This window comes from Paenibacillus sp. FSL H8-0168, from assembly GCF_038592955.1.
GTDB classification, from domain to species: domain Bacteria; phylum Bacillota; class Bacilli; order Paenibacillales; family Paenibacillaceae; genus Paenibacillus; species Paenibacillus polymyxa_B.
Genome location: NZ_CP151948.1, coordinates 4,638,051 through 4,651,009, shown reverse-complemented (window position 1 = coordinate 4,651,009; position 12,959 = coordinate 4,638,051). Strand labels below are relative to the sequence as shown.

Below are 12,959 nucleotides of genomic sequence, written 5' to 3'. Positions count from 1 at the left end.
GGTTCCGCTTGCAAAGTTAAAGCGATTAATATTTGATGAAGACTTTTCTGTGAGTATCAATTAACCGTTTTGAGAGAACAGCTTTGAATAATTATGTATATCGGAAGGGGTAGAAGCATGAGCAGTATTCCCAAAATTGTCATTGTGGGCGCCGGATATGGCGGTATATTGACGGCACAGCAATTGCAAAAGGAGCTCAAGCACAATGAGGCGGATGTCACGCTGATCAACCGTCATGATTACCACTATATTACGACACATCTTCATATGCCTGCGGCAGGTACAGATACGATTGAACATTCAAGGATTCCAATTGCGCAGCTAATCGATGAGTTCAAGGTGGATTTAGTCAAAGGAACGGTTAAGGAAATCATACCAAAGGAGAAAAAAATCGTGCTGGAGGATGGCTCGCTGTCCTACGATTATTTGGTCATCGGACTAGGCGGGGAGCCCGAAACATTCGGTATTCCGGGGATGGATAAGTTCGCGCTGACGATTCGCAGTATTAACTCGGTTCGCCTGATTCGTGAGCATATTGAATACCAGCTGGCCTTGTATAAAAATGACGGTAAGCCAGGTCGCCTCAATTTTGTAGTTGGGGGCGCTGGTTTCAGCGGCATTGAGTTTGTAGCGGAGTTGGCGGATCGTTTGCCACAGCTCGCTAGAGCGTACGACATCGATTTCAACCGGATTCAAATCATTAACGTCGAGGCAGCTCCTACGGCACTGCCAGGGTTCGATCCTGAACTGGTGGAGTATGCGATGGATGTCCTTAAGCGTAAAGGAGTTACCTTCCGCATTGGAATTCCGATTAAGGAATGCTTGCAGGATGGTGTAATCGTTGGTGAGGGTGAGAAAATCGAAGCCTGCACGGTGGTCTGGACGGGAGGGATTCGTGGGAACGGATTAATTGAGAAAGCCGGATTCGAAGTGATGCGCGGAAGGGTGAAAATTGACGATTTTCTGCGTGCACCGGGCCACGATGATATTTTTATTATCGGGGACAGCTCCCTGATGTTTAATCCCGAAGGACGTCCTTATCCACCGACTGCCCAAATTGCGATGCAGCAAGGGGTCCTTTGTGCCAAGAATCTGGCCGCTACTCTTCGCAAAAAGGAGCTGCACAAGTTCGTATTTTCCAACAAAGGGACGGTTGCTTCGCTTGGAAAAGGCGAAGCCGTCGCCGTGGTGGGCAAACGCAAAATAAAAGGCTGGATCGCAGCACAGTTGAAAAAAATTGTCGATCTCCGCTATCTGTTCATCATTGGCGGGATTCCGCTAGTGCTGAAAAAGGGACGGTTTTTCTAAGGCAGAAAGGTTTCCACGACTCCAATACAGGAGCTTGGAGACCTTTTTTAAGTAGAAGTAATCAAAAAAAGGTATTGACTTATAACTATATGGCGACGTATAGTATGGTTACAAATTATAGAGGGGGACCTTCACGTTGAATTCTGATTTTAACATCAATGCTGATCCCAGGAAAATAAATTTATTGACTGAAAAGTTTCCAAATGTGGATTCCCGATCGTTGAATACGTTAGTACTTTTCGTGCAGACAGCTCACGAGGTGTACAATGGGGTGTCTTCCAGACTGTCTGAGTATGGGGTATCTATTGGAAATCTTAAAATTCTAATGCCTTTGTATTTGTATGACCGTTCATTAACTCCGTCCGAGTTGGCTGAGTATTCCGGAGTTACACGTTCAACAGTAACCAGCGTAATTGACAAGCTGGAACGGGACGGGATCATCCGAAGAAGTACGTTGTCGGATCGACGTATGACCGCGATTTCTTTGACTGATGAAGGAAAACAGTTAATGACGGAAAGAATTCCACTGTTCATTCAGCTTTTTTCGGATTTGATGAATGAATTTACGCAGGAGGATCATGATCTTTTTGCAACACTCTTACAGAAGCTTTCCTCAGGTGTTGAACGGATAAAACAGGAATAATCAAATTTCCCGGCTTAAATAGTTAGACGTCGTACTATAAGGCTCCTTATTTGTTTTTGACTATTATTTTTAACTATCATTGGCTAAATCATCATGAAGGAGAGTTTATTGTAATGAACAAAAAGATCATCGTGTACGTTTTACTTGTTGTCGCGTTAGGTACCGGGGGTACGCTAATGGCAATGAGCGGCAAGGATGCTGTGAGTATGGCAGCCCAACAAAAAAATACACTGCTTACGGCAGATACCGTGAATGTTGCTTTTCAGGGCGTAGGGGGAAGAGTAAACACGATTGAGGTGAAGGAAGAACAACAGGTGAAAAAAGGGGATGTGCTCATGACCCTCGATCCTGTAGACCTTGATTTGCAAATTGAGAAATTAAAAACGGATATCGCACAGGCTGATGTGAAAATAAAACAGGCTAAAGACGGGTTGCAAAATCAGTCGGAGAAAATTTCGAATTCAGAAAAACAGGGGCAATTGGACATTCAAGCCGCGCAAGCGGGAGAGTCCTTATTAAACCAAGGCACACGTGCGGAGGATATTGTAAGACAAAAGCTGGCTATTGAAGCAGCACAGCAATCGTTGGACGCAGCTCTGACAGGAGTAGAGACAGCCAAAAGAAATGCGGAAATTGCACAAAAAACAGTATCATCCAGACAACAGGCTCTGGACTTGGCTAAAGTGAATTACAACCGTATCAAAGCGTTATATGATGCCGGAGCTGGAACCAAAGCAGAACTGGATAACGCTAAAAACCAACTGGATAATGCCCAAATCGCGTTAGATACAGCTAAGGATCAGGTTGAAATTGCCAATAACCAGATTACAGCGGCTAGCAAACAATCGGACATTGCTAAAAATGGGATCGCTCAGCAGCAAACCGCTTTGGATAAAATGGAGGCGGGTGCAACTGCTGAGGAACGCCAGCAGGCTCGTATCAAAACAGAAAAGGCCAAGGAAGCCTTGACTCAAACCTCGCAAACACGAAAAGATGTTAAGAATAGCGAATACAATGTGGATCTTCTGGCTCAACAAAAGCAGGCATTGAGTGTTCAACTCAAAACTTTGGAATTGCAGCGAGGACGTATGGTGCTGAAGGCATCCACAGATGGTAAGGTGTCGCGTATTGTACCTAAAATGGGAGAGATCGTTTCTACGGGGGCAACGGGCGCCGTTATTGAAACCAATCAGCTATACTACGATATTTATGTGGGCGAGGATTCCATATCACAGTTTAAAGCTGGGGGAAATGTGACTTCGCACGTTGTAGCTTTAGATAAAGATGTCCAAGGCAAGGTGAGGTACATTACTTCTGCTCCTCAGTATACCAACATGAGAATGAGTCGGGACAAAGGTCTGTCGGATATAAGCTCCTTCCAAGTACGGGTGGATGTTCAGCGCACATCTGAATTATTACCTGGAATGACGGTAGAGGTTGTGACGAAATGAAGGCGTTTATAGAAGAATGGAAGCTGTTGATCAGCGGTAAGATGGTTTTTGTTATGCTGCTCGTTCCTATCGTAGTAGCTGTAGCCTTTGGATTTGTTTTTAAAAATAATCAGCTTAACGATGCCTCTGTAGCTGTAGTCGATTTAGATCATAGCAGTTATAGCCGACAGCTTATTAATAAATTAGATGCATCGCAGTATATTGATGTACGCCATGTGCAAGAGAATGAAGCCGATCCGAATTTACTTTTATATAATGAAAAGTTTTTTGCGGTGATTTACCTTCCAGCTGGGTTGGAGGAAAATAGGATTAAAGGAGTTCAGAGCAACATCGGTTTTTATGTAGATAATACGGTAGGTCAGGCTACTGGAAATCTACGCTCGGCAGTCACAGAGATCATGGCGACAGAAAATGCGGTGCTGGCTGGTGGTGGATTAAAGGGGATGGGAATGAGTGACAGCCAGATTACAGGGCTTACTTCCAATATGCTGCTTCAGCAGCGCCTATTATATAATCCTACCAATGCTACTTTAATGACCTCGGTTATGGGGTTCATTAATACGGTCATGATTTCACTGATTGGTGCTACTGTACTGACCATTGTCCCGCGATTGCGGGAGCAAGGAAGATTAAAAGAGGAGCTTCAGCATTCGTATAGCTTGATTCTTAGGGTGTTGCCGTATGCGTTAGTAGGATGTGTGTCCTTTTACTTGTCCATTGGTTTGCTCAAGCAGATTGGCGGACTTCGGTTTGAAGCGAATGTATGGCAGCTCAGTATTCCATTTCTCCTGTACACGATTACGTTGAGTTTGTTTGCGATGGCTTTAGGGTGGAGTGCGGCGAATCCGGGAAAAGCTTCCCCACGCCTCATGCTAATTATACTGCCTTCGTTTTTACTGAGTGGCGCTCAATTGCCAGTAGCTATGCTGCCTACATCGCTGCAATATATTAGTAATATTCTTCCATTGACCTGGCATTTCAAGTTTTTGAGAGGTATGGGCTTCAAAGGTGGGAGCTTAAAATATTTTATTCCCGAGTTGGGAGGCTTTTTGGTCTTACTAAGTGGTTTGCTGCTTCTGATCTTTATCCTGATCGCTTTGGAGAAAAGAAAGCTGGCGAAAAGTGAGGATACATCCGTAGGGGTCGAGCCTGTGCTGCAATAATCGGAGATATCATTCCTTGGCTATGACTGGCATTCATAAAGAATACGATTTAATCAGGCACCCGTGAGGGGCCTTTTCTCTTCTATTATAGTTTTAGGTCTTATAAAAAAGGATTCCGTCGTCCCGAAAGTGGGAGTTCGCGGAATCCTTAATTGTATGCTGCGAATGGTACTGACGGTTGTGCTTTACAGCTTCAACATGTCTTCAAATGTCTCTTCATTCAACACACTGCCGACATAGAAGGAGCCGAATTCACCGTAACGGGCACTGACTTCATCAAAACGCATTTCGTAGATTAGCTTCTTGAACTGAAGTGCGTCATCGGAGAACAGTGTTACACCCCATTCCCAATCGTCAAAGCCGACGGAACCGGAAATGATTTGCTTTACTTTGCCAGCATAGCTGCGTCCAATTAAACCGTGGCTACGCATCAAGGTGCGACGCTCGTCCATCGAAAGCATGTACCAGTTGTCATCCAGATCACGTTTTTTGTTCATTGGATAGAAACAAATATAACGGGCCTTGTTTAATACAGGCTTCAAGCGTGCGACAATTTGTGGATTTTGCATAGGATCTTCATCCTTGCTCAAATAATTACTTAGTTCCACCACACTCACATAAGAGTAGGTTTTGGTTGTATATTTGGCGAAGGTTGTTTTGTTAAAGTCATTTTCCAGTTTATTGAGGTCTTCCAGCGTTTCGCGCAGGTGCATCATGACAAAATCAGCCTTTTGTCCGACTATAGTATAGACAGCTGAGCTGCCCAGACCCGCTTCCTCGGTAGTGCTCCATTCCTTCATAAACTCTTGAAGCTCATCCAGTGCTCCAGCACGTTCCTCATCATCTGCGGTTTTCCATGCTGTCCAGTTGATGGACCGGAAATCGTGAAGCGCATACCAGCCTTCCAGTGTGGAGGCTACTTCGTTAGGTGTTGCTGGGGTTTGTTGTGGTTGATGTTGACTCACGATCTACACTCCTTTACGATCTGTAAATGATAATCGGCTTAGCCGAACTATGTGTACTTCCTTATATCTTTCCTGTATCCAATACGTGATGCTTAACCATTATATTGTAGCTCAAAGTAAAGCTTTTCACCAATGAAAGAAGTGTGAAGAATTTTATTTTTACCATGATGCAGGTCACAAAGTCATAAAATAGTTAGTATTCTCGAAAAAAGTAGAACTCAGACGAATATGGCTGCCAAAAAGGAGAACAATTGCCCTTATTTTGTTGGCCCCACCAGAAGGCAAGTATGATAGAATAGAAAAACATCTTGGAGACCGTTATGTCAGGAAAGGAAGAATGTTGGAATGCGGATGAAAAACCTGCTGCACTATACTGAGAACCACCGCTATTGCGTTTATCGGGAATTTGGCTTGAGCGCACTGGATGAATTGATGCTGGGAAGCGTCTATCAGCCGATGGTAGGCGCATTTGCGGTCAGTCTGTATCGACTGTTGTTCCAGCATGTGCCAGTTGGACAAATTGGTTATTCGCCGTTGGAACAGCAGCGTCGCCTTTTTCTGACACTGGGACTGGAGCCGAGTGAAAAGGGACGCAAGTATTTGATTGAACAGACCTCCAAACTGGAGGCCGTCGGTCTGTTACAGACGTCCAGGCTGTATGCACCCGAAACGGACGACTATATGTATGAATATGAGATGCAGCCGCCGCTCGCACCTGCTGAATTTTTCAGAACGCAGCATCTCACCCTTTTGTTGAGAGACAAAATCGGTAAGTTTGCAGTGCTTTCTCTGAGAGAATCATTGTGGAGCAGAGAATCTAGCGAATGGTCGCAATCTTCCTATAATAAAGAGAATATTTCGATTCCTTTCTACGAGTTATTTGAACTGAATACCCATGTTATAGATTATGAACTGGAGCAGGCGCTGTCCGAGGTGTCCACTAGCCGTCAGACTGGAGCACTAGCGTCAGAATCGGAGGAAGCATTGAATTATGCAGATATTATTCTCCGTTTTCCGCGTGAATCTGCCAATCGTAAGCACGTGGAACGTCTTCGGTTTGAGCACGAGCAGTTAGGCATGGTCAATTACGTTGTTCGCAAATTTGACCTTTCTGTACAGGATATTAGTCGCTTGCTGGATGAGGATGGTATTTTTACCGAAGCAGGCGATTTGTTGCTTGACGAGCTTCAGCTTCGGGCTAGTCAGCACTCCAGACAGGATCGGAAGCGTCAGGAGGAACAGCAGGTACAGGCCGCCAAAGTAGTCGCCTTGCGCCAGAGGGAAACTTCCACATCTGAAGAGCCGCCTGCAGAACAGGCTGTGGAAATGGAATTTTATGTGGAGGTTCCACCACAATTCACAGCCAAATGTGACATTCACCAGTATAATATGATGTTGCGCAACGAGCCTTATCGTCGCTTGCTGCAAACCTTTTTCCCCGGCACGGTTCCCGGTAACCTGCTGGATATATTCGAGAAAATTGATATCAGCTATAAGCTGCCCGGTGAAGTCATCAACGTGCTGATCCATTATTTGATGTCACTGCTCGTATCTGGGAGCGATCAGCGGATTAACCGCAACTTTGTCGAGGCCGTTGCTTCCAACATGCTGCTTAAGCAGGTAAACACTTACGAGAAAGCCGTTCAATATATAAGGGATCAAGCCAAGGTAAAAGGAAAACAGTCCTCTGCTTCTCCTTCCGGCGGCCGATCCCGCGCATATGCCAAAAATAATGGGCCTGCCAAGCCATCCATTCCAATCGTTCAGGATCACCCTTCCGAGGAGTCTGTATCTGAGGAAGAATTGGATGAATTGCTGCGTCTGGCTGAACGAATGCAATCCGGAAAACAGAAAAAGGTGTAGATAGATTTTAAGGTGTCCATAACTCTGCACATTTTAAGAAAGGAGGAGCGTTCTTGGAATCACTGGGCGATTTGCTACAGCAGATGCAGAACCCTTCGTTTCGCCAGCGCACTCGCAATGTAGCCGATCAAGTTCTAAATGATCCGCTCGTGCAGGAGTTTTGTGCTGCGCATCCTGATGTGGACGAAACACAATTGCGACTCAACATGAGCATGCTCTTTCAGTATGCCCGGGATCGTCGAAATTGCGACAATTGTCCGGGGCTGGAACAGTGTCCTAACGATTTTCAGGGCCACTTTTGTAAGCTGGGCGTGGAATATCCGAATGGAACAGCCGAAATCGTGGACATTCGGACCCCATGTGCGAAGTTGGTTGCTTCCCAACATGAACAACGGGTGCGTCAGCGAATTAAAAGCTTTTATGTGGATGAACGCGCCCTTCTGGAGGGATATAACGCTCTTGAAATTGCGCGCAAAGATTCACAACGTATGCCTGCCGTCACACAGCTATTCCGTTACATTGAAGAAACGAAAAGTCAGGGTCTATCCAAAAAAGGACTGTATCTGGAAGGTACATTTGGTACGGGTAAAACTTTTTTGATGGGCTATCTATTGCACGAGCTGGCCCTGTCGGGTCTGAACGGTGTGATCGTGTATATGCCTGATTTTGTGGAGGACTTAAAGTCCATGATTCAGGACGGGCAGAAGCTGAAGGAAACGACCGAAATGCTCAAAAATTGTGATCTGCTCGTATTTGACGATATTGGTGCTGAAAATTTAAGCCCGTGGGTACGGGACCATGTGATGGGTTCCATACTGAATTACCGAATGAATCGCAAACCGACCTTTTATACTTCCAATTACTCATTGCAGGGGCTGGAGAAGCATCTCAGCTTTACGAGCAAGGACGGAGAGGAAATATATAAGGGACAACGCTTGATGGACCGGATTCGTCCTTTTGTAGATGTCATTACCGTAAAGGGAAAAAATCAGCGGGGGTAAGCGGTTTTCCGTCTGCTATTTTGATATCTTACAATTAAAAGACTATTGTGATATAATTAAAAGGTGTCGAAACAGACATTACAGGTTATAATAATCTTGACTTTTCTATAAAGGAGGAACATACAATGGCAATTGTTAACGTGTCCGATCAATCCTTCAACGCAGAAGTCGAAGGCACAGGAACCGTTTTGGTTGATTTTTGGGCGCCATGGTGCGGTCCTTGCAAAATGATCGCTCCTATTCTGGAGGATCTGTCCACAGAAGTTGGCGACAGCGTCAAAATCGCGAAGGTGAACGTGGATGAAAATCCAGAGTCTGCTTCCCGTTTCGGCGTGATGAGTATTCCTACCCTGATCGTCTTCAAAGACGGACAGCCTGTCGATAAAGTGGTAGGTCTGAACTCCAAAGAAGCACTGAAAAGCATGCTTACTAAACACCAATAATCATCGCATGTGACCCATGCTCCCGCGGGGGCTTGGTGGAGCGGCCATGAAAGGTCAATGCCTCCGGTTGTAAATACCGGGGGCGTTTTTGTGTACTATTCCTATATATTATAAATAGTTAGTTGAGTAATCATTAAGAATGGAAGGAGGAACCGGGCGAATGAAACCTTATGCGGAGGACTTGCAGAATCAGGAGAAGGCGCTGGAGAACATACGGCACAAATTAGCGTTACTGCCGGATGCATCAGGCTGTTACCTGATGAAGAATAGCGAAGGCACCATTATTTATGTCGGCAAGGCCAAAGTGTTGAAAAACCGGGTCCGTTCCTATTTTACAGGTAGCCATAACGGCAAGACGCAGCGACTGGTTTCCGATATCCGTGATTTTGAATATATCGTTACAGGCAGTAATATGGAGGCGCTCATTTTGGAGTGCAACCTCATTAAAAAGTACCAGCCTCGTTATAACGTGCTATTGAAGGATGATAAAACCTTTCCGTATTTGAAAATTACGAACGAGGCACACCCCAAGCTGGAGGTGACCCGTCGCGTTCTGAAAGATAAAGCAAAATATTTTGGACCGTACCCCAATTCCTACGCGGCACATCAGACGAAGAAGCTGCTGGATCGTATGTATCCGTTACGCAAGTGTGGTGTGATGCCCAAGGAAGTGTGTCTGTATTATCACATGCATCAATGTTTGGGGCCTTGTGTGAAAGAGGTCGAGAAGGAAACGTATGACCAGATTGGTCAGGAGATTGGTTCCTTTTTAAGCGGGGGACATGAGGAAATTAAAAAGGATCTTCAGCGTAAAATGCAGGAGGCCGCAGAGGAATTGTACTTTGAGCGGGCCAAGGAGCTGCGAGATCAGATTATCAGCATCGACGCGATGATGGAAAAGCAGAAAATCACCACATCGGATGCGAAGGATCGAGATGTATTCGGTTTTTCAGTAGATAAGGGCTGGATGTGTGTACAAATCCTATATGTCCGCAAAGGTAAAATGATCGAGCGCCATATGTCGACTTTTCCTTTCTACGGTGAAGCTTACAGTGATTTTATGTCCTATGTGACGCAATATTATAGTGACAACCCGGCAGTGCCGCAAGAAATATTGCTGCCAGATTCTCCTAGGCTGATGCAGGCAGAACAGGTCAATGTCGATCAACCGGTTGCGGCAGAAACTGTACTCCACAGTGCAGCTACAACCGATGCTACCGGACAGATAGATGAGAAAGCGATACAAACGGAGACAGAGCCTTCTGCTGACTCATTGCTGGTGGCTGAAGAACGGGCAACTTATGCAGCAACAAATCAAGACCAAGTTGGTGACCAAGATACCGGAGTAAAGGAAACAGAAACCCAACTATCCGGTGGACTGGAGGACCCGAGTACGGCGGCTCTCGCTCTGGCTGAATGGTTGGATGTAAAGGTACTTGTACCGCAGCGTGGACTGAAAAAGCAAATGACAGGCATGGCGACGGAAAATGCACGTGTTGCTTTGGATGAGAAGTTTAAGCTGATCGAGCGGGATGAGGAACGGACATCCAAAGCTGCAAGCAATCTCGGACGTGCCATTGGACTGGATAGCTTGCACCGGGTGGAGGCGTTTGATAACTCCAACATCCAGGGTTCCGATCCAGTCTCAGCCATGATCGTGTTTATTGATGGCAAGCCTGCCAAGAAGGAGTATCGAAAATATAAAATCCGTTCTGTGCAGGGACCCGATGATTATGAAACAATGCGTGAGGTTATCCGACGTAGATATGAACGTGTGCTTAAGGAAAATTTGGAACGTCCCGACTTGATCGTTGTCGATGGTGGACGTGGACAAATTAAGGCGGCGACCGATGTATTGCAAAATGAGCTGGGTTTGTTCATTCCTGTGTGTGGGCTGGTGAAGGATGCCAAACATAGAACTTCCCAACTATTAGTGGGAGAGTCCTCTGAGGCCGTGACACTTGCACGCAATAGCGAAGAATTTTATCTGCTGCAACGGATTCAGGACGAGGTTCACCGTTTTGCCATCACGTTCCACCGCGAGCAACGCGGCAAATCTATGGTAACTTCCCGGCTGGACTCTATTCCAGGCATCGGCGAGAAACGGCGTAAGTTACTGCTTAAGCATTTTGGATCGCTCAAAAAAATAAGAGAGGCCAGTGTCGAAGACTTCCGGCCTCTCTCTATTGGGGATAAGCTTGCGCGTCAGATTATAGCTGCCCTTCGGGAGGAGGAGTCGTAGAATACGGCTCCTCTTTTTTTATAGGTTCAAACATAATTCGATTTGGCTTTTTAGGACTAAACCAATAAATGATGTAACCCACGATGGCTGGAAGTAAGATCCAGAATAGACCAGCGCTCACATTCACAGTGTCTCCCAGGCTCATCACACTAAGTCCCATTAAAATGCTGTCAAAAATAACGTGGCTGAACATGGCGGCAATAAAGCCGTAACGCAGGAACACAAAACTGAACAGCAAACCAAGAAAAGTCAGCTCAATAGGTCTGGAAATCACCGGATAGATTGGATAAAGTGTATGTCCCAGTGCCCAAATCAGCGTGGTGATCAGACACGCAACAAAAGTATTTTTCACTATTTTTTTGACCATCGGAATACCAAACAGACGGTAGACAGTCTCTTCTCCAATACCTGCCATCCAGGCCATAATCGGCAGTAGCCATGGATAAGCCATATTGTAAGGGGATTGCGTGGCATCTGTGGTGGAGAATGTATTAAATGTGCGCTCCAGTATAAAGAACAAAATGGATTGTACCCCGAGTAAAATAAAGGCCCACAAGTAGCCAACATACATACTGCGAAGCACATACAGCCCGTAGCCCGGCTCTTTTGCACGTGGCCATGCATTCAGTCCAACCTGACGCATAAGCCCGTCACCGCCGACCAAGGAGAAGTAGAGCGCTACAGCCATGACGAAGGTAACACCAATCTGGAAAACCATAAGAAATATAAGCATGCCCTTACCGCCTGCTTCTGCTTGCAATAAAGGCAGCATGTTCATGGTCCCAGCTATACTAGCAATAAAGTATACAACGGATAGAACAATGCCGCGTACAAATGAAGTATGTCGTCGGGTGAGTGACGCATACACAATGGCAAGTACACCCAGTACAAAGCTAAATAGGGCATAACCCGCATAGGTCATCCAATTCGCCCAAAATGTTTGCTTTTCGATATAATCGGTATAGGACGACGGGGCCGAAAAGCTTTGAGTGAAGGAGCGAACATCACCGTCTTCAAAAGTAAAAGCCAATGTAAGTACCGAGGCGCCGATTTTTTTATCGTCTACGGTATACTTTAATCCGCCTTCTTGTTCAGTGGTCGCAAGCTTCAAATCCGACGGCTTAAAGCCAAAGCGCTTGACCCATACTGCGGCCGCCTGCTCCTTGGCTTCGAGGGTCATGCCGTCCTCAGCCACACGTACAAGCCTGTTACGTGCTTGTTCATCCGTAGAAATATCAGCCTGTGTGTAATTGGTATTGGAGGTGATTCGTTTAAAGCTAACGACCTTGCCAGTGGATAAATCCACATGAATTTGCAGCTTACTCTTCGCTGAGGATTCAGGCAGATCGACCCGAAAGGTTTCGTAAGGGTAACGTTTTTTCCATGTACGGTCGTACTGTTGAAGCAGTTTTTCTCTAGATAAATAACCGTACAAATCTGTTTCGGCCTGATAGGTCACGACGGGCTCCTCAGGCTGTGATTCAGTATAGCCCAGCTCGGAGCGGGCGAAGTCCAATGCGTGTATGACCGCTTCTTGTTTGCTGATGACCTTTGCGTTCATTACTGATTCTGGACTCGGATTGCTAAGCGAGGGAATAAGCAATTGAAAGATAAAAAAGCAAATCAGGCCAATCCCGCCCAGCAAGCCTAATTTTTTGAAGTTGGCCGTGAGCACGACCGGTTTCCCGATAGGATTCATGAGTTTCCTCCTTAATCTGTAAATAAGAACATCCATTAAAGATATCATACTGCACAGGTTCCCGCCAACAGACTAGCGATATTCATGAAAATAGAGTGAAAGCACTTTAAAGTTCCAATAAAATTAGATAAGCTGCGATTAAACGATGCCCATTCGCAAAATAAAGCCAATTTCACGTTTT

10 protein-coding genes are annotated in these 12,959 nt (G+C 45.6%); 8 read left to right on the top strand and 2 right to left on the bottom strand.

Translation table 11 applies throughout. The features are described from left to right. Window positions 1-117: 117 nt before the first annotated feature. The 4 genes from MHI21_RS20545 (at window position 118) to MHI21_RS20530 (ending at window position 4,565) form a co-directional block, all read left to right on the top strand. Window positions 118-1,308, top strand: coding sequence for an NAD(P)/FAD-dependent oxidoreductase (locus tag MHI21_RS20545; RefSeq protein ID WP_264454565.1), 1,191 nt, complete (start codon window positions 118-120; stop codon window positions 1,306-1,308). Between the two features lie 136 nt (window positions 1,309-1,444). Then, the gene (locus tag MHI21_RS20540) at window positions 1,445-1,951 is read left to right on the top strand and encodes a MarR family transcriptional regulator (RefSeq protein ID WP_341163186.1); all 507 of its coding nucleotides are present in this window, start codon (window positions 1,445-1,447) and stop codon (window positions 1,949-1,951) included. A 113-nt stretch (window positions 1,952-2,064) separates the two neighbouring features. Next, a complete protein-coding gene (locus MHI21_RS20535) occupies window positions 2,065-3,402 on the top strand; it encodes a biotin/lipoyl-binding protein (RefSeq protein ID WP_342418824.1) in 1,338 nt (445 codons plus the stop codon). Next, a complete protein-coding gene (locus MHI21_RS20530; protein ID WP_342418823.1) occupies window positions 3,399-4,565 on the top strand; it encodes an ABC transporter permease in 1,167 nt (388 codons plus the stop codon). The genes MHI21_RS20535 and MHI21_RS20530 overlap by 4 nt, the downstream gene beginning before the upstream one ends. A gap of 185 nt (window positions 4,566-4,750) precedes the next feature. Here MHI21_RS20530 and hemQ read toward each other — a convergent pair whose 3' ends face one another. Beyond that, a complete protein-coding gene (hemQ, locus tag MHI21_RS20525) occupies window positions 4,751-5,530 on the bottom strand; it encodes a hydrogen peroxide-dependent heme synthase (RefSeq protein ID WP_209949709.1) in 780 nt (259 codons plus the stop codon). 345 nt (window positions 5,531-5,875) lie between these two features. Between hemQ and MHI21_RS20520 the strand changes: the two genes are divergently transcribed. The 4 genes from MHI21_RS20520 (at window position 5,876) to uvrC (ending at window position 11,079) form a co-directional block, all read left to right on the top strand. Further along, window positions 5,876-7,393 (top strand): DnaD domain protein, encoded by a 1,518-nt coding sequence (locus MHI21_RS20520; protein WP_061830115.1) that lies wholly within the window; start codon window positions 5,876-5,878, stop codon window positions 7,391-7,393. A 53-nt stretch (window positions 7,394-7,446) separates the two neighbouring features. Next, window positions 7,447-8,394: a primosomal protein DnaI gene (gene dnaI, locus MHI21_RS20515; protein ID WP_342418822.1), complete on the top strand. Its 948-nt coding sequence runs from the start codon at window positions 7,447-7,449 to the stop codon at window positions 8,392-8,394. Window positions 8,395-8,519: 125 nt separating this feature from the next. Next, window positions 8,520-8,837, top strand: coding sequence for a thioredoxin (gene trxA, locus MHI21_RS20510; RefSeq protein ID WP_010347861.1), 318 nt, complete (start codon window positions 8,520-8,522; stop codon window positions 8,835-8,837). Window positions 8,838-8,997: 160 nt separating this feature from the next. Next, window positions 8,998-11,079, top strand: coding sequence for an excinuclease ABC subunit UvrC (gene uvrC, locus MHI21_RS20505; protein WP_165179094.1), 2,082 nt, complete (start codon window positions 8,998-9,000; stop codon window positions 11,077-11,079). Here uvrC and MHI21_RS20500 read toward each other — a convergent pair. Next, complete coding sequence (locus MHI21_RS20500) at window positions 11,048-12,778, bottom strand: type II CAAX endopeptidase family protein (protein WP_342418821.1); 1,731 nt, start codon at window positions 12,776-12,778, stop codon at window positions 11,048-11,050. The genes uvrC and MHI21_RS20500 overlap by 32 nt on opposite strands. Between the last annotated feature and the right edge of the window lie 181 nt (window positions 12,779-12,959).